We start from the raw sequence: 16,156 nt of genomic DNA, 5'->3' as shown, positions 1-16,156 counted from the left end.
AATTAATGTATTATACCAGAATTAATTACTCTTTCTCCAATTTGTATCTTGAGAGATCCATACCGAAGGTCAGTCCTTTGCTTTCTACCAGCTCATCGAGCTCAGTGAGAGACTTTTTACCGAAGTTGCGGAACTTCATCAAGTCCGTTTTAGTGAAAGAAACCAAATCCCCTAAAGTATCCACTTCAGCTGCTTTGAGGCAGTTAAGGGCTCGAACAGAAAGATCCATGTCTATAAGCTTGGTCTTGAGGAGCTGTCGCATATGTAGAGACTCTTCGTCATAGCTTTCAGGCTGGACAACCTCTTCAGGCTCAATGGTGATGCGCTCATCGGAGAAAAGCATGAAGTGATGAATAAGAGTCTTAGCCGCTTCCATCAAGGCATCCTTAGGATGGATGGAACCATCTGTTTTGATTTCAAAAATCAACTTTTCGTAGTCGGTTTTTTGTTCCACACGATAGTTTTCGATGCTGTATTTTACATTTTTGATAGGTGTAAAGATGGCATCGGTAGGGATGGTACCCATAGGCATATTAGGTTTGGTATTTTCCTCAGCGAAAACATAACCCATACCCTTATCAATGGTGATATCCATTTTGATAGCCACGTCGGGTTCCATATTACAGATAACCAAATCGGGGTTAAGTACTTGAAATCCTGTTATAAATTTTTGAAAATCACCCGCAGTCAATTGTTTCTTACCGGTTACAGAGATAGAAGCCTTTTCATGGTCAGTACCTTCCGTTTGCAGTTTGAAACGCACTTGCTTCAAGTTCAAAATGATTTCAGTAACATCTTCAACCACCCCAGTGATGGTAGAGAATTCGTGTTCTACTGAATCTATTTTAACCGAAGTGATTGCGTAGCCCTCTAAGGAGGAGAGCATTACTCTTCGTAATGCGTTACCGATGGTGAGTCCATAGCCTGGTTCGAGGGGTCGAAATTCGAATTTTCCCTCAAACTCAGAGGATTCAATCATGATAACCTTATCTGGTTTTTGAAAATTGAATAATGCCATAATGTGACTGCTGACTAATATTATTTAGAGTACAACTCTACGATTAACTGTTCTTTAATGTTTTCAGGTATTTGGATACGCTGAGGGAGTGCGACGAAAGTACCTTCCAATTTTTCAGGATTCCAGGTAATCCATTCGTACACAGAGCTATTACTTGCCAAGGAATTTTCAATCACAGTAAGAGATTGTGATTTGTGGCGTACTCCTACGATATCACCAGGTTTTAGGGAGTAAGAAGGGATATTCACGACTTCTCCATTGACAGTGATATGGCGGTGAGAAACGAGCTGGCGAGCAGCACGGCGAGAAGGAGCGATACCCATACGGTATACAACATTGTCCAAGCGTGCTTCGCAGAGCTGAAGGAGCACCTCACCGGTTACCCCCTTGCTACGGCGTGCCTTTTCGTACATATTCTGGAACTGACGTTCAAGGATACCATAGGTATATTTTGCTTTTTGTTTTTCTTGTAGCTGGATTGCATATTCAGAGCGTTTGGCTCTTTTGCGGTTTATTCCATGCTGTCCAGGAGGATAGTTCTTTTTAGCAAAAGACTTATCTTCTCCGAAAATCGCTTCACCAAACTTACGAGCGATTTTAGTTTTTGGGCCTGTATATCTTGCCATTTTACAATTTTGAATTAAAGTGAGAGAGGATTATGAATTAAGGCTTGTCCTTCGATAATCGTGGCCTCTCTCTGAAGGGTTACATTTGTTATACTTTACGTCTTTTAGGAGGGCGGCATCCGTTGTGAGGAAGAGGAGTAACGTCGATAATTTCAGTTACTTCGATTCCTGCATTGTGAATACTACGGATGGCAGATTCTCTACCTACTCCAGGACCTTTTACGAATACACGTACTTTTTTAAGTCCTGCGTCGAAAGCTGTTTTAGCAGCATCTTCGGCAGCTACCTGAGCTGCATAAGGAGTATTTTTTTTAGAGCCTCTGAACTTCATTTTTCCTGCAGAAGACCAAGAAATCACATCTCCTTTTTTGTTAGTAAGAGAGATGATGATATTGTTGAAAGTAGCTGAGATATGAGCTTCTCCAGAAGATTCAATCACTACTTTGCGTTTTTTGGTAACTTTTGTATTTGTTTTTGCCATATCGCTACTTATTATTTAGTTGCTTTCTTCTTGTTAGCAACAGTTTTTCGTTTTCCTTTTCTTGTACGAGAGTTATTCTTCGTTTTTTGACCGCGCAAAGGCAATCCAGAACGGTGGCGGATACCACGATAGCAACCAATATCCATAAGTCGCTTGATGTTCAATTGCACTTCAGAACGCAATTCCCCTTCTATCTTGTAAGAAGAAACTGCTTCACGGATACGAGTGATCTGCTCATCGTTCCAATCGCTTACTTTGATGTCTTCATCTACTTGAGCTGTTTTCAAAATTTCTTTAGCTCTACTTCTACCAATTCCAAAGATGTAAGTAAGTCCTATGACTCCTCTCTTGTGTTTTGGTAGGTCAATACCTGCTATTCGTGCCATAATTTATCCTTGTCTTTGTTTGAATCTCGGATTCTTTTTGTTAATTACGTACAATACCCCTTTTCTTCGCACAATCTTGCACTCGGGGCTTCTTTTTTTAATAGATGCTCTTACTTTCATCTGTTGTCTGTTTTAAAAACGAATTATATTATTAATATCGGTAAGTGATGCGTGCCTTGGTAAGGTCATAAGGTGTCATCTCGAGCTTTACCCTATCGCCAGGAAGGAGCTTAATGTAGTGCATACGCATTTTCCCAGAGATGTGAGCGGTCACCACATGACCATTGTCCAATTCTACACGGAACATTGCATTAGAGAGAGACTCTATGATAGTTCCATCTTGTTCTATTGCTGCTTGCTTTGCCATTATCTTCTCTTTTTACCTGTTTTCATAAGGCCATCGTAATGGCGATTGAGTAGGTATGAATTAACTTGTTGCATAGTATCAATAGCTACCCCTACAAGGATGAGCAAGGAAGTACCTCCGTAGAAGAGCGCCCACTGCTGGTCGATCTCCAATAAAGGCAACTTGTTCACTACGGCAGGAAGTACAGCTATAGCCACTAAGAATAAAGATCCTGGGAAGGTAATGAGCGACATGATTTTGTCCAAATAATCACTGGTCTCTTGCCCTGGTTTCACCCCTGGTATGAAGCCTCCGTTGCGCTTAAGGTCATCAGCCATCTTATTGCTAGGTACGGTAATGGCCGTATAGAAATAAGTAAAGATGATAATGAGAAAGCCAAAGAGGACATTGTACCAAAATTCAAAAGGTGAACGGAAAGCATTCTGGATGCTAAGTGCCCAATCGGACTTAGAAAGTCCTGCCAAAGCAGCGGGAACGAACATGATCGCTTGTGCAAAGATGATTGGCATCACCCCTGCTGAGTTGAGCTTAAGGGGAATATACTGTCTGGCACCGAAGATATTCTTCTCCACCTGACCGCCGGTAGTTCTTCTGGCATACTGCACAGGAATCTGACGCACGGCCAAGGTAAGGAAAATACAACCTAAGATCACCAAGAGCCATAGAAGAATCTCTACAATAACAATCATAGGGCTGTGAACCCTGTTCATCTCACCGAAGAAAGCGTGAGGCATACGAGCGATAATCCCCACCATAATGAGCAAGGAAATACCGTTGCCCACTCCCTTATCAGTGATTTTCTCACCGAGCCACATCGCGAAGATAGTTCCTGTCACCAAGATAATAACAGAAGGGATGATAAAGCCTAATCCTTTTCCTTGGATAAAGGCCTCTTCAGGCACCCCTAAAGCACTGATTGAGTACAGGTAAGCAGGAGCTTGTACTATACAAATGGCAATGGTAAGCCAGCGAGTAATCTGATTGATACGCCTACGACCACTCTCCCCTTCTTGTTGTAGTTTTTGCAAATAAGGAATAGCGATTCCCATGAGCTGCACTACGATAGAGGCAGAGATGTAAGGCATAATTCCCAAAGCAAATACAGAGGCCTTAGCAAAAGCCCCTCCAGTGAAAGCATTAAGAATATCTAACAATCCTCCCTCTGAAGTCTTCTGAGTAAGGCTACTTAGTTGCTTGGCATCAATCCCAGGGAGAATGATATGTGCTCCAAAGCGGTACACTAACAAAATCCCAATAGTAAGGATGATACGATTACGAAGCTCCTCTATTTTCCAGACATTTGTTAAGGTCTCTATAAACTTCTTCATAAGATATCATTTATTAGAGCGTTATAGCTTCTCCGCCTAATTTTTCCACAGCAGCTTTAGCGCTAGCAGTGAACTTATGAACAGAGATCTTAAGTTTTGCTTTCAACTCTCCTCCACCAAGGATTTTAACCAAGTCATTCTTATTAGCCAAGCGGTTTTCCACGAGGATATCGAGATTGACTGTATCGGTAACTACACCCTTGTCTACCAATTCTTGTAGTTTTCCGAGGTTGATACCAGTATATTCCTTACGGTTGAAGTTTTTGAAACCAAATTTTGGTACGCGACGTTGAAGAGGCATTTGTCCCCCTTCAAAGCCAATTTTAGTAGAGAATCCAGAGCGAGATTTAGCTCCCTTGTGTCCACGAGTGGAGGTTCCACCTTTACCAGAACCTTGACCTCTACCTACGCGCTTCCCATCTTTGTGTACTGAACCTTGTGCAGGTTTCAAATTACTTAAATTCATAATTAAATGCTACTTTGTTTATTATGCTTCTTGTACAGAAACTAAGTGTTCTACTTTATTAATCATTCCCAAGATACTTGGGGTAGCCTCATGCGTTACGGATTTCCCGATAGTTCCCAACCCTAAAGAGATAAGGGTGAGTTTTTGGGTTTTAGCACGCTTTATGCTACTACGAGTCTGTGTTACGATAATTTTCTTTGCCATGAGAATGCTTTTTAACCTTTAAACATTTTATCCAAGGAAATACCACGTTGCTGAGCAATGGTTTTAGCACTTCTGAGCCTAAGCAAAGCATCGAAAGTAGCTTTTACCACATTGTGAGGGTTAGAAGATCCTTGAGATTTGGAGAGTACGTTATGTACTCCTAAGGATTCCAACACGGCACGTACTACTCCACCGGCAATTACTCCGGTACCTTCTGCGGCAGGTTGGAGATATACACGAGCTCCGCCGAATTTTCCTTTTTGTTCGTGAGGAAGGGTAGTACCATTTAGGGGGATACGAACTAAGTTTTTCTTAGCATCTTCCACCGCTTTGGCAATAGCCTCAGAAACCTCTTTAGACTTTCCGAGTCCTTGTCCTACTACGCCATTTTCATCTCCTACCACTACAATAGCAGAGAATCCGAAAGCACGTCCTCCTTTGGTAACCTTAGTTACGCGTTGTACGCCCACCAAGCGATCCTTAAGTTCCAATCCGCTTGGTTTTACATATTCTACATTTTTATAGTTCTGATACATAGTTTCTTAGAATTTAAGTCCGCCTTCTCTAGCTCCTTCTGCTAAGGATTTTACACGTCCGTGATACAAATAGCCACCTCGGTCAAAAGAGATAGATTCGATACCAGCAGCCAAAGCTTTTTTAGCGATAGCTTGACCTACTTGTTTTGCTTTTTCAGTTTTGGTACCTGTTGCCTTTAGATCCTTATCACGAGAAGAGGCTGCTACTAGAGTAACACCTTTGGTATCATCGATGATCTGTGCATAGATTTCACTATTGCTTCTAAAAACAACCAAACGAGGTTTTTGAGCAGTTCCAGAAACTATTTTTTTGATTCTGAACTTAATACGTTGTCTTCTTTCTATTTTTGATAATGCCATTATGTTACTTTTTAAGCTGATTTACCTGCTTTTCTTCTGAGTTCTTCACCTACAAACTTGACACCTTTTCCTTTGTAAGGTTCTGGCTTGCGGAAAGAACGAATCTTAGCTGCTACTTGTCCTAATAATTGTTTATCATGAGAGGTAAGCTTAATGATAGGGTTCTTACCTTTCTCGTTGATAGTTTCTACTTTAACTTCTTGAGGGAGTTCCATGAGGATATTGTGAGAGAAACCGAGCGCAAGGTCGAGTCTTTGACCTTGGTTAGTAGCACGGTAACCTACCCCTACAAGTTCTAACTCTTTGGTAAAACCTTCAGATACTCCTACGACCATATTGTGAAGTAGGGCACGATAAAGACCGTGTAGTGCATTACCTTGCTTAGTATCTAATTGTCTTTCCACTATGAGTTGTCCATCTTCTTGCTTTACAGCAACGTCTTTAACCACTTGGGTTAATTCGCCGAGTTTTCCTTTTACAGTAACAATATTTTCTTTGATAGTAATTGTCACTCCTTGAGGAATACTGATGGGAGCTTTACCTATTCTTGACATTTTTTAAGTCTATTTTTTTAGTAAACATTACAAATTACTTCTCCACCTATGTTAAGAGCTCTGGCTTGTTTTCCAGTCATAACACCCTTAGAGGTAGAAACGATAGTGATACCAAGTCCGTTCAATACACGAGGAAGCTTGCTAGCCCCTACATACTTACGAAGTCCAGGGGTACTTACACGTACAATTTTTCTGATAACAGGTTCTTTGGTTTCTTTATCGTATTTGAGGGCTATTTTGATAGTACCTTGTACATCATTTTCTTCAAACTTATAGCTAAGGATATACCCTTGGTCAAAAAGGACTTTGGTAATTTCCTTTTTAAGGTTTGAAGAAGGGATTTCTACTACTCGGTGCCCTGCACTACTGGCGTTGCGAATTCTAGTCAAATAGTCCGCGATTGGGTCTGTGTACATAACTTTTCTTATTTAATTACCAACTTGCTTTTTTTACACCCGGAATAAGTCCTTTGTTTGCCATTTCACGGAAGAGCACACGAGAGATCCCAAATGTGCGCATATATCCTTTAGGGCGACCTGTGAGTTTGCAGCGATTGTGCAAGCGTACAGGAGATGCATTTTTAGGTAGTTTTTGTAATGCTTCATAGTCACCAGCTTCCTTAAGAGCTTTGCGTTTTTCAGCATATTTTGCTACCAATTTAGCTCTTTTGACTTCACGAGCTTTCATTGATTCTTTCGCCATATTAATTCTTTTTAAAAGGTAATCCTAATTCGGTTAATAATGATTTTGCTTCTTTGTCGGTAGGAGCAGAAGTAACGAAGGTAATATCGAAACCTGCGATTTTGTTGATTTTATCAATATCAATCTCAGGGAAGATAATCTGTTCGGTGATACCTAAGTTATAGTTGCCACGTCCGTCAAATCCTGTAGCCTTGATTCCTTGGAAATCCCTTACACGAGGAAGGGCAGTGGTAATGAGCCTATCGAGGAACTCATACATACGTTCTCCACGGAGAGTTACTTTAGCTCCGATGGACATACCACGGCGGAGCTTAAAAGAAGCTACGTCCTTTTTGGAAGTAGTAGCGACGGCTTTCTGACCGGTAATCTTAGTGATTTCCTCTACGGCATACTCTATTTGCTTTTTGTCAGCAACAGCAGAGCCTACCCCGCGGCTTACTACGATTTTTTCAAGTTTAGGAACTTGCATTACATTTTTGTAACCAAATTCTTCCTTAAGAGCTGCAATTATGCGCTCCTTATATTCCTTTTTAAGTCGAGGTATATATGTCATAATTACACTACTTGTTTTGATTTTTTAGAAATTCTTACTTTTTTACCATCACGTTGTTCATATCCTACGCGAGTAATTTCTCCTGTTTTAGGGTCTAAAAGAGAGAGGTTAGAGATATGAATAGGAGCTTCTTTTTTGATGATGCCTCCCTGAGGGTTTTGTGCACTGGGTTTGGTATGTTTTGATACTAAGTTCACACCTTCCACGATAGCTCTATTTTTTTCGCGATCCACTTTGAGTACTTTACCTTTTTCCCCTTTGTGGTCACCAGCGATTACTTGCACGGTATCGCCTGCTTTAATTTTTAGCTTTATCATTATCGGACAGATATTAAAGCACCTCGGGTGCTAATGACACAATTTTCATAAACTGCTTGTCACGGAGTTCGCGTGCTACAGGGCCGAAGACACGGGTACCTCTCATTTCACCAGCAGCGTTGAGTAGTACGCAAGCATTTTCATCAAAACGGATGTAAGAACCATCTTGGCGTCTTACTTCTTTTTTGGTTCTTACCACTACAGCGGTGGATACTTGGCCTTTTTTTACAGTTCCATTAGGAGTGGCTTCCTTGATAGTAACGACGATTTTGTCACCTACAGAAGCATAGCGGCGCTTAGTTCCTCCAAGTACACGGATAGTCAAAACTTCTTTGGCTCCGGTATTATCTGCTACTTTTAATCTTGATTCTTGTTGTACCATAATTACTTCGCTCTTTCTATGATTTCTACTAAACGCCAGCACTTAGTTTTGCTAAGTGGACGTGTTTCCATAATGCGCACGGTATCCCCGATGTTGCAGTCATTTTTTTCATCGTGTGCAACAAACTTTTTGGTTTGTAATACGAATTTTCCGTACATAGGGTGTTTTACACGTTTTACTACAGATACCACAATGGATTTGTCCATTTTGTTGCTGGTAACTATCCCTATTCTTTCTTTTCTGATATTTCTCTTTTCCATATTAAGCCACAATGATTATTGTAATTTCCTACGAGTTAGCTCACTTTCTATACGTGCGATAGCTCTACGCGTAGTACGGATAGTTAGTGGATTCTCAATTGGAGAAATGGCGTGAGCCATTTTCATTCCCGAATATGTATTCTTAAGTTCGATGAGCTTTTGCTCGAGCTCAGCGACTGATAAATTTTTAACTTCTGACTGTTTCATTGTTAATAAAATTAATCTTGATAATCTCTCGCTACAACGAACTTAGTAGTTACGGGTAACTTCTGAGCGGCAAGGCGAAGGGCTTCTTTGGCAATTTCCAAAGGTACACCACCTACTTCGAATAGGATACGTCCTGGCTTTACTACCGCTACCCAGTACTCAACAGCTCCTTTACCTTTACCCATACGTACTTCCAAAGGTTTTTTGGTAATAGGCTTATCTGGGAAAATTTTGATCCAAAGCTGTCCTTCACGCTTCATATAACGAGTAGCTGCTACACGAGCGGACTCTATTTGACGGGCAGTAATAAAAGCTGACTCTAAGGATTTGATACCAAATGTTCCGTTAGAGAGCTGATGTCCTCGCTGAGAAACACCTTTCATTCTTCCCTTCTGATCCTTACGATATTTTGTTCTTTTTGGTTGTAACATTGCTTGACTGAATTTAAATTATTTTTTTCGGCGAGCACGTTTTGCATCAGAACTTCCTTCTTTGGAAGCAGAAGAACCGTTAAGGTTTTTCTTAGTCATTCCCACTAGTGGAGAAAGTTCTCTTTTACCATATACTTCACCTTTCATGATCCAAACCTTGATACCCATACGGCCATAAGTAGTATGAGCTTCGTCGGTAGCATAATCGATATCGGCGCGGAAAGTAGAAAGAGGGATACGACCTTCTTTGTAGCTTTCGTTACGTGCCATTTCAGCACCATTGAGACGGCCAGATATTTGGATTTTGATACCTTCGGCATTCATGCGCATAGTAGCAGCGATAGCCATTTTGATAGCACGACGGTAGGAGATACGGTTCTCAATTTGTCGAGCGATACTTGCTGCCACAAGCGGAGCGTCAAGTTCTGGTCTTTTGATTTCAAAGATATTGATTTGAATATCTTTTCCAGTAATTTTCTTAAGTTCTTCTCTTAGCTTGTCTACCTCTTGACCTCCCTTACCGATGATGCTTCCTGGTCGGGAAGTAGTGATAGTAACGGTTACAAGCTTCAAAGTTCTTTCAATAATTACGCGAGAAACACTAGCTTTAGCCAAACGAGTATGCACATATTTTCTGATTTTGTCATCCTCAGCCAATTTGTCTCCGTAGTCATTTCCTCCGTACCAGTTGGATTCCCATCCTCTGATAATTCCAAGGCGATTCCCTATTGGATTTGTTTTTTGTCCCATACTTTTATCTTAGCTTTCAGTGTTATTTTTAGCTCCTAATACGATAGTTACGTGATTGGAACGTTTGCGAATTCTGTGTGCTCTTCCTTGAGGAGCTGGGCGAAGTCTTTTGAGCATCGCACCCCCGTCTACACGGATTTCCTTGATGAATACTTGTGCAGCTTCGATATCTGCCCCTTCGTTTTTAACTTTCCAGTTTTCAATAGCTGAAAGTAATAGTTTATGCAAGGAGGTTGCTGCTTCTTTTTGGTTGAACTTTAGAATAGCTAATGCTTTTTCTACAGAAATACCACGAACCAAATCAGCTACCAAGCGCATCTTGCGAGGCGATGTAGGGCAATTATTCAATTTAGCAAAAGCCACACTTCGTTTCGCTTCTTTAATCTCTATTGCTTTTTCTCTTTTACGAACTCCCATAGCTTTTATTTTTTACCTTTATTCTTTGCACCTGCGTGTCCTCTAAAAGAACGAGTAGGGGCAAATTCTCCTAACTTATGTCCTACCATGTTTTCAGTAACATATACAGGAACGAATTGTTTTCCGTTGTGCACTGCGATAGTTTCTCCTACGAAATCAGGAGTAATCATAGATGCTCTTGACCATGTTTTGATAATGGTTTTCTTTCCTGTTTCCTTATTTTGGAGTACTTTTTTCTCCAAGGCATAATGAACATAAGGACCTTTTTTTAATGAACGAGCCATATCTTACTTATTTCTTTCTACGTTCTACAATATACTTATTACTAGCCTTGGTTTTAGAACGAGTTCTGTAACCTTTGGCAGGGATACCCTTACGAGAGCGAGGATGACCTCCTGAGGCACGTCCTTCACCACCACCCATGGGGTGATCTACAGGGTTCATTACTACAGCACGTGTACGAGGACGACGACCGAGCCAGCGAGAGCGACCTGCTTTACCAGAAAGTACCAACTGATGGTCGGAGTTCGATACAGCACCGATAGTTGCTAAACAAGTGAGCAAAATCATGCGGGTCTCTCCTGAAGGCAATTTGACAGTAGCATACTTACCTTCTTTAGCCATAAGCTGTGCGAAAGTTCCAGCTGAGCGAGCCATATTGGCTCCTTGTCCTGGGCGAAGCTCTATATTGCTGATTACAGTTCCTAGAGGGATCTGAGCCAGTGGCATAGCGTTACCTACTTCAGGAGCTACATTGTCTCCAGAGATAATCACCTGACCTACCTTCAATCCTGCTGGAGCGATGATATAGCGCTTTTCTCCGTCAGTGTACTGAACTAGCGCGATGAACGCTGTTCTGTTTGGGTCATACTCAATAGAAACAACGGTAGCTTCTACACCGAATTTGTTTCTTTTGAAGTCAATGATACGATACTTTTTCTTGTGACCACCACCTATGTAGCGCATGGTCATCTTCCCTTGGTTGTTTCTACCCCCGGTCTTTTTTAACGGAACGAGCAAGCTCTTTTCCGGCTTATCAGTGGTAATCGCATCGTAATTATTTACCACTCTAAAACGCTGACCCGGAGTCGTGGGTTTCAATTTTCTTACTGACATAAGGTCTTTTAAATAGTGTTATAAAAATCTATGATTTCTCCTTCTTTTACAGTCACTACAGCTTTCTTTACTGCATTAGTTTGTGAAAGTTGTAAGCCATTTTTAGTATAGCGAACAGAACGCTTTGGTGCATAATTAAGAGTACGTACTTTCTCAACAGTAACTCCATAAGCCTCTTCTACCGCTTTTTTGATTTGAATCTTGTTAGCCTTTTTATCTACAGAAAAGGTATAACGGTTATTCACTTCGCTATCATTAGTGGCTTTCTCTGTAATGATTGGTTTTATCAATATACTCATAATCTTACTTTGTTAAATTTGACTGAATCACCTCTACTGAGCTCTCCAACAATACTACAGTTTTTGCGTTAGCAATATCGTAAGTATTTAGTTCTGAGGCTGTTACTGTATTTACAGATGGGATATTGCGAGAGGACAAATATACATTTTTATTTGTATCCGCCAATACAAAAAGTGATTTTTTATCTTGGATCCCCAAAGCGGCTAAGATCTTAGTGAAGTCCTTAGTTTTAGGAGTTTCCAAAGAGAAATCTTCCAATACAATAATAGCTCCCTGTTGTGCTTTTTGGCTTAGGATAGAACGGCGAGCTAAGCGTTTTACCTTTTTGTTAAGTTTTTGAGTATAGTCCTTAGGGCGAGGTCCGAATATGCGTCCACCACCTACGAAGACAGGGGATTTCACGCTACCTGCACGAGCAGTACCTGTACCTTTTTGTTTTTTGATCTTACGAGTACTTCCTGCTACTTCGTTACGCTCTTTGGACTTGTGAGTTCCTTGTCGCTGATTGGCCAAGTATTGTTTGATATCCAAATAAATGGTGTGATTATTAGGCTCAATCCCGAAAACAGCCTCAGAAAGGGTTACCTTTCTTCCTGTTTCTTTTCCTTGTATATTTACTACTGCTACTTCCATTATTTATGAATCGTTACATAAGCATTTTTGTGACCTGGAACACATCCTTTTAGGATAATAAGGTTCTTTTCAGGAATCACTTTCAACACTTTTAGGTTTTGTACTGTTACTTTTTCAGCTCCCATACGTCCTGCCATACGCATTCCTTTGAATACGCGAGAAGGGTAAGAAGAGGCTCCTACAGAACCAGGTGCTCTGAGTCGGTTATGCTGACCGTGAGTAGACTGACCTACCCCACCGAAACCGTGGCGGCGTACTACCCCTTGGAATCCTTTCCCTTTGGAAGTACCTGTTACATCCACAAACTCACCTTCTACAAAAAATTCGGCAGTAATTGTATCGCCTAATTTGTAAGTGCTCTCAAAGCCTTGGAACTCGACAAGTTTCTTTTTAGGAGTAACGCCCGCTTTGGCAAAGTGCCCAGCTGCTGCTTTTGAAGTATGTTTCTCCTTTTTGTCATCGAAACCAAGCTGAAGAGCTTCATACCCGTCAACCTCTTTGGTTCTGACTTGGGTAACTACGCATGGTCCTGCTTCGATGATGGTACATGGGATATTCTTTCCATTCTCATCAAAAATGCTGGTCATGCCTACTTTTTTTCCAATTAACCCAGACATATAATAAAATTTAATTTGAACTTATTTTTTTCTTTACGCAAAATCAGGAAAACTTCTATTGTGAAATAATCCCAATTTTACAATCTGAAATTCAGGGTCAAATATTTCAACCCTGAATATCACTTGTTATACCGTTTTTCCCTCACGCTATTGTTTTGGGACAAGTCAAGCAAATCTTCCGTTTTGCTTTTATCACACTTTGATCTCTACTTCTACTCCACTAGGAAGCTCAAGCTTCATAAGAGCGTCAATAGTTTTAGGAGAAGAACTGTAGATATCCAATAGGCGCTTGTAAGAGCTCAATTGGAACTGTTCTCTCGCTTTCTTATTCACATGTGGAGAACGAAGTACCGTAAATAACTTTTTGTGAGTAGGAAGTGGAATAGGTCCTACTACTCCAGCTCCTGTTGATTTCACTGTTTTTACGATTTTCTCAGCAGATTTATCCACCAAGTTATGATCGTATGATTTTAATTTTATTCTTATTTTTTGACTCATTTCTTTACAAAATTAATTACCTCTTGCTTTTTTGATCACTTCTTCAGAAATATTAGAAGGTGTCTCTGCATAGTGAGAGAACTCCATAGTAGAAGTCGCACGCCCTGATGAAAGGGTTCTAAGAGTGGTTACATAACCAAACATTTCAGAAAGTGGTACGTTGGCTTTGATCACCTTAGCACCATTTCTATCCCCCATGTCATTTACCTGACCACGGCGACGGTTAAGGTCTCCTACGATATCCCCCATGTTTTCTTCTGGAGTGATTACTTCAAGCTTCATGATAGGTTCCATAAGCACGGCTTTGGCAGCACGAGCAGCCTCTTTGTAACCAAGCTTAGCAGCCAATTCGAAGGACAATGAATCGGAATCCACAGGGTGGAAAGAACCATCCTTAAGGGTAATCTTCATAGCATCCATTTCGAAGCCAGCCAAAGGTCCATTCTTCATAGCTTCTTTGAAACCTTTTTCGATAGAAGGGATATATTCTTTTGGAATGTTACCTCCCTTGATTTCATTGATGAATTCTAATCCGGTCTTACCTTCTTCAGCAGGTTCCATAGTAAAGACGATATCGGCAAACTTACCACGACCCCCTGTTTGTTTCTTGTAGACTTCACGGTGATCAGCCTTACCAGTGATAGCTTCTTTGTACTCTACCTGAGGTTCTCCTTGGTTTACTTCTACCTTGAACTCACGTTTTAAGCGGTCTACGATGATATCCAAGTGAAGTTCCCCCATACCAGAGATAATAGTCTGTCCTGAAGCTTGGTCTGTTTTTACTTGGAAAGTTGGGTCTTCTTCAGCGAGTTTTGCCAGAGCCATACCCAATTTGTCCACGTCGGCCTTAGTCTTAGGTTCTACTGCGATACCGATTACAGGGTCAGGGAACACCATACTTTCTAGTACGATAGGATATTTCTCATCACAAAGGGTATCCCCTGTTTTGATATCCTTGAACCCTACTGCAGCTCCGATATCACCTGCTTCTATATATTCGATAGGATTTTGCTTATTAGCGTGCATCTGGTAGATACGAGAGATACGTTCTTTGCTTTCTGAACGGGTGTTCAATACATAAGAACCTGCATCCAAGTGTCCTGAATAAGCACGGAAGAAAGCCAAGCGACCTACATAAGGGTCAGTAGCAATCTTGAAAGCCAAGGCAGCGAAAGGCGCATCTACTGAAGGCTTGCGAAGAGCAGGCTCTCCTGTCTCAGGGTTAGTTCCTTCGATAGCTTCTTTGTCAAGTGGAGAAGGCAAGTAGCGGCATACAGCATCGAGCATGAACTGTACTCCCTTGTTCTTGAAAGAAGAACCACAAGTCATAGGGATGATAGCCATATCCATTACTGCTGCGCGAAGTGCTTTGTGTACTTCTTCTTCAGTGATAGAGTTTTCGTCTTCCATGAATTTCTCCAAAAGACCTTCGTCATATCCAGCAACCTCTTCGATAAGTTGTGCACGATATTTGGCAACATCGGCTTTCATATCTTCAGGGATGTCTACGATGTCGAAAGTAGCTCCTTGAGTTTCCTCATGCCATATAATAGCACGGTTTTTGATCAAATCCACCACACCTTTGAAATCAGCTTCTTCCCCTATAGGAAGTACGATAGGCACGGCATTGGATTTAAGCATATCTTTCACCTGTTGGCATACCTTAAGGAAGTCAGAACCTTGGCGGTCCATTTTGTTGACAAATCCCATACGAGGCACTTTATAGTTGTCCGCAAGGCGCCAGTTAGTTTCGGACTGAGGTTCTACCCCATCTACAGCAGAAAAGAGGAACACCAAACCGTCCAATACACGAAGAGAGCGGTTTACCTCCACAGTAAAGTCCACGTGGCCTGGGGTATCGATAATGTTGAAGTGATATTCCTTAGCATCGGCTGTAGGTTTTCCATTTTCTGTAGGGAAGTTCCACTTACAAGTGGTAGCAGCCGATTGGATAGTGATCCCGCGTTCTGCTTCTTGTTCCATCCAGTCCATAGTAGAAGCACCATCGTGTACTTCCCCTATTTTGTGCGTTTTACCTGTATAGAAAAGGATACGCTCAGTGGTAGTAGTTTTACCCGCATCAATGTGAGCGGCAATACCAATGTTTCTTGTATATTTTAAATCTCTACTCATACTACCACAAATTAAAATCTAAAGTGAGAGAATGCCTTGTTAGCTTCTGCCATCTTATGTGTATCCATTTTTTTCTTTACAGCGGCACCTTCTTCTTTGGCAGCGGAGAGGATTTCACCTGCCAATTTCTGAGCCATTGACTTTTCATTGCGCTTGCGAGCATAGCCAATAAGCCACTTCATAGCCATAGACACTTTGCGGTCTGGGCGTATTTGCATAGGGATTTGGAAAGTAGCTCCCCCTACACGGCGAGAACGTACTTCCACATGAGGCATTACATTGGAGAGGGCATCTTTCCACACTTCCAAAGCCGTTTTTTCCTCATTATTTTTCTTTTGTTCTACGATATCAATAGCATCATAGAAAATCTTAAAAGCCACTGACTTTTTACCATCCCACATTAGGTTATTCACAAAGCGAGTAACCAACTGGTCATTATATTTTGCATCTGGTAAAAGAGGTCTTTTTTTAGCTTGTCTCTTTCTCATTTGATTCTTTTAGACGGTTTTAAAAA

The 16,156-nt window shown here is 41.1% G+C and carries 30 protein-coding genes; all 30 read right to left on the bottom strand.

The annotated features are described in order from the left end of the window. Window positions 1-25: 25 nt before the first annotated feature. The 30 genes from CAPGI0001_RS03460 to rpsG all read right to left on the bottom strand — a co-directional run bounded on the left by CAPGI0001_RS03460 (window position 26) and on the right by rpsG (window position 16,130). On the bottom strand, window positions 26-1,018 hold the full coding sequence (locus CAPGI0001_RS03460; protein ID WP_002666817.1) for a DNA-directed RNA polymerase subunit alpha: 993 nt from the start codon (window positions 1,016-1,018) through the stop codon (window positions 26-28). A gap of 20 nt (window positions 1,019-1,038) precedes the next feature. Next, window positions 1,039-1,644 carry a 30S ribosomal protein S4 gene (gene rpsD / locus CAPGI0001_RS03455; protein ID WP_002666729.1) on the bottom strand — a complete coding sequence of 202 codons (606 nt, stop codon included), beginning with the start codon at window positions 1,642-1,644 and terminating at the stop codon, window positions 1,039-1,041. An 88-nt stretch (window positions 1,645-1,732) separates the two neighbouring features. After that, window positions 1,733-2,125, bottom strand: coding sequence for a 30S ribosomal protein S11 (rpsK, locus tag CAPGI0001_RS03450; RefSeq protein WP_002666650.1), 393 nt, complete (start codon window positions 2,123-2,125; stop codon window positions 1,733-1,735). Between the two features lie 11 nt (window positions 2,126-2,136). Next, the gene (gene rpsM, locus CAPGI0001_RS03445) at window positions 2,137-2,511 is read right to left on the bottom strand and encodes a 30S ribosomal protein S13 (RefSeq protein ID WP_002666562.1); all 375 of its coding nucleotides are present in this window, start codon (window positions 2,509-2,511) and stop codon (window positions 2,137-2,139) included. A 3-nt stretch (window positions 2,512-2,514) separates the two neighbouring features. Then, entirely contained in the window at window positions 2,515-2,631 is a 117-nt protein-coding gene (gene ykgO / locus CAPGI0001_RS12715; protein ID WP_002666762.1) for a type B 50S ribosomal protein L36, read from the bottom strand. Window positions 2,632-2,662: 31 nt separating this feature from the next. Then, window positions 2,663-2,878 (bottom strand): translation initiation factor IF-1, encoded by a 216-nt coding sequence (gene infA / locus CAPGI0001_RS03440; RefSeq protein ID WP_002666434.1) that lies wholly within the window; start codon window positions 2,876-2,878, stop codon window positions 2,663-2,665. Continuing rightward, entirely contained in the window at window positions 2,878-4,206 is a 1,329-nt protein-coding gene (gene secY / locus CAPGI0001_RS03435; protein WP_002666581.1) for a preprotein translocase subunit SecY, read from the bottom strand. Before secY ends, infA begins: the two co-directional genes overlap by 1 nt. Before the next feature lie 13 nt (window positions 4,207-4,219). After that, window positions 4,220-4,672 carry a 50S ribosomal protein L15 gene (gene rplO, locus CAPGI0001_RS03430; protein ID WP_002666677.1) on the bottom strand — a complete coding sequence of 151 codons (453 nt, stop codon included), beginning with the start codon at window positions 4,670-4,672 and terminating at the stop codon, window positions 4,220-4,222. A gap of 21 nt (window positions 4,673-4,693) precedes the next feature. After that, window positions 4,694-4,876 carry a 50S ribosomal protein L30 gene (rpmD, locus tag CAPGI0001_RS03425; protein WP_002666626.1) on the bottom strand — a complete coding sequence of 61 codons (183 nt, stop codon included), beginning with the start codon at window positions 4,874-4,876 and terminating at the stop codon, window positions 4,694-4,696. 11 nt (window positions 4,877-4,887) lie between these two features. Beyond that, complete coding sequence (gene rpsE / locus CAPGI0001_RS03420; RefSeq protein WP_002666854.1) at window positions 4,888-5,412, bottom strand: 30S ribosomal protein S5; 525 nt, start codon at window positions 5,410-5,412, stop codon at window positions 4,888-4,890. A 6-nt stretch (window positions 5,413-5,418) separates the two neighbouring features. Next, window positions 5,419-5,772, bottom strand: coding sequence for a 50S ribosomal protein L18 (rplR, locus tag CAPGI0001_RS03415; protein ID WP_002666877.1), 354 nt, complete (start codon window positions 5,770-5,772; stop codon window positions 5,419-5,421). An 11-nt stretch (window positions 5,773-5,783) separates the two neighbouring features. Continuing rightward, window positions 5,784-6,326, bottom strand: a complete 543-nt coding sequence (gene rplF / locus CAPGI0001_RS03410; RefSeq protein WP_002666716.1) for a 50S ribosomal protein L6 — start codon at window positions 6,324-6,326, stop codon at window positions 5,784-5,786. A 17-nt stretch (window positions 6,327-6,343) separates the two neighbouring features. Further along, a complete protein-coding gene (gene rpsH / locus CAPGI0001_RS03405; RefSeq protein ID WP_002666601.1) occupies window positions 6,344-6,742 on the bottom strand; it encodes a 30S ribosomal protein S8 in 399 nt (132 codons plus the stop codon). A gap of 16 nt (window positions 6,743-6,758) precedes the next feature. Beyond that, entirely contained in the window at window positions 6,759-7,028 is a 270-nt protein-coding gene (gene rpsN / locus CAPGI0001_RS03400; protein ID WP_002666758.1) for a 30S ribosomal protein S14, read from the bottom strand. 1 nt (window position 7,029) lies between these two features. Continuing rightward, window positions 7,030-7,581, bottom strand: a complete 552-nt coding sequence (gene rplE, locus CAPGI0001_RS03395) for a 50S ribosomal protein L5 (RefSeq protein WP_002666890.1) — start codon at window positions 7,579-7,581, stop codon at window positions 7,030-7,032. 2 nt (window positions 7,582-7,583) lie between these two features. Beyond that, window positions 7,584-7,898 carry a 50S ribosomal protein L24 gene (rplX, locus tag CAPGI0001_RS03390; RefSeq protein ID WP_002666524.1) on the bottom strand — a complete coding sequence of 105 codons (315 nt, stop codon included), beginning with the start codon at window positions 7,896-7,898 and terminating at the stop codon, window positions 7,584-7,586. A 13-nt stretch (window positions 7,899-7,911) separates the two neighbouring features. Then, the gene (gene rplN, locus CAPGI0001_RS03385) at window positions 7,912-8,280 is read right to left on the bottom strand and encodes a 50S ribosomal protein L14 (protein ID WP_002666690.1); all 369 of its coding nucleotides are present in this window, start codon (window positions 8,278-8,280) and stop codon (window positions 7,912-7,914) included. Window positions 8,281-8,282: 2 nt separating this feature from the next. Beyond that, on the bottom strand, window positions 8,283-8,540 hold the full coding sequence (gene rpsQ, locus CAPGI0001_RS03380; RefSeq protein ID WP_002666735.1) for a 30S ribosomal protein S17: 258 nt from the start codon (window positions 8,538-8,540) through the stop codon (window positions 8,283-8,285). A gap of 15 nt (window positions 8,541-8,555) precedes the next feature. Further along, entirely contained in the window at window positions 8,556-8,747 is a 192-nt protein-coding gene (gene rpmC / locus CAPGI0001_RS03375) for a 50S ribosomal protein L29 (RefSeq protein WP_040359515.1), read from the bottom strand. A gap of 11 nt (window positions 8,748-8,758) precedes the next feature. After that, complete coding sequence (gene rplP / locus CAPGI0001_RS03370) at window positions 8,759-9,178, bottom strand: 50S ribosomal protein L16 (RefSeq protein WP_002666859.1); 420 nt, start codon at window positions 9,176-9,178, stop codon at window positions 8,759-8,761. A gap of 18 nt (window positions 9,179-9,196) precedes the next feature. Continuing rightward, window positions 9,197-9,928 (bottom strand): 30S ribosomal protein S3, encoded by a 732-nt coding sequence (gene rpsC / locus CAPGI0001_RS03365; RefSeq protein ID WP_002666843.1) that lies wholly within the window; start codon window positions 9,926-9,928, stop codon window positions 9,197-9,199. Window positions 9,929-9,937: 9 nt separating this feature from the next. Beyond that, entirely contained in the window at window positions 9,938-10,345 is a 408-nt protein-coding gene (gene rplV, locus CAPGI0001_RS03360) for a 50S ribosomal protein L22 (RefSeq protein WP_002666697.1), read from the bottom strand. A 5-nt stretch (window positions 10,346-10,350) separates the two neighbouring features. Next, window positions 10,351-10,629 carry a 30S ribosomal protein S19 gene (gene rpsS / locus CAPGI0001_RS03355; protein WP_002666664.1) on the bottom strand — a complete coding sequence of 93 codons (279 nt, stop codon included), beginning with the start codon at window positions 10,627-10,629 and terminating at the stop codon, window positions 10,351-10,353. A 7-nt stretch (window positions 10,630-10,636) separates the two neighbouring features. Then, window positions 10,637-11,461 (bottom strand): 50S ribosomal protein L2, encoded by an 825-nt coding sequence (gene rplB, locus CAPGI0001_RS03350; protein WP_002666552.1) that lies wholly within the window; start codon window positions 11,459-11,461, stop codon window positions 10,637-10,639. 8 nt (window positions 11,462-11,469) lie between these two features. Continuing rightward, entirely contained in the window at window positions 11,470-11,760 is a 291-nt protein-coding gene (rplW, locus tag CAPGI0001_RS03345; protein WP_002666440.1) for a 50S ribosomal protein L23, read from the bottom strand. A 4-nt stretch (window positions 11,761-11,764) separates the two neighbouring features. Beyond that, on the bottom strand, window positions 11,765-12,394 hold the full coding sequence (gene rplD, locus CAPGI0001_RS03340; protein ID WP_002666846.1) for a 50S ribosomal protein L4: 630 nt from the start codon (window positions 12,392-12,394) through the stop codon (window positions 11,765-11,767). Then, entirely contained in the window at window positions 12,394-13,011 is a 618-nt protein-coding gene (gene rplC, locus CAPGI0001_RS03335) for a 50S ribosomal protein L3 (protein WP_002666801.1), read from the bottom strand. The genes rplD and rplC overlap by 1 nt, the downstream gene beginning before the upstream one ends. A 192-nt stretch (window positions 13,012-13,203) precedes the next feature. Beyond that, window positions 13,204-13,509, bottom strand: a complete 306-nt coding sequence (rpsJ, locus tag CAPGI0001_RS03330) for a 30S ribosomal protein S10 (protein ID WP_002666495.1) — start codon at window positions 13,507-13,509, stop codon at window positions 13,204-13,206. A 12-nt stretch (window positions 13,510-13,521) separates the two neighbouring features. Then, the gene (fusA, locus tag CAPGI0001_RS03325) at window positions 13,522-15,642 is read right to left on the bottom strand and encodes an elongation factor G (protein ID WP_002666671.1); all 2,121 of its coding nucleotides are present in this window, start codon (window positions 15,640-15,642) and stop codon (window positions 13,522-13,524) included. An 11-nt stretch (window positions 15,643-15,653) separates the two neighbouring features. Continuing rightward, entirely contained in the window at window positions 15,654-16,130 is a 477-nt protein-coding gene (gene rpsG, locus CAPGI0001_RS03320; RefSeq protein ID WP_002666721.1) for a 30S ribosomal protein S7, read from the bottom strand. Between the last annotated feature and the right edge of the window lie 26 nt (window positions 16,131-16,156).

It is taken from the genome of Capnocytophaga gingivalis ATCC 33624 (assembly GCF_000174755.1).
Lineage (GTDB): Bacteria > Bacteroidota > Bacteroidia > Flavobacteriales > Flavobacteriaceae > Capnocytophaga > Capnocytophaga gingivalis.
The sequence above is the reverse complement of the archived record's forward strand: the minus strand, read 5'-3'. Positions and strand labels throughout refer to the sequence as shown.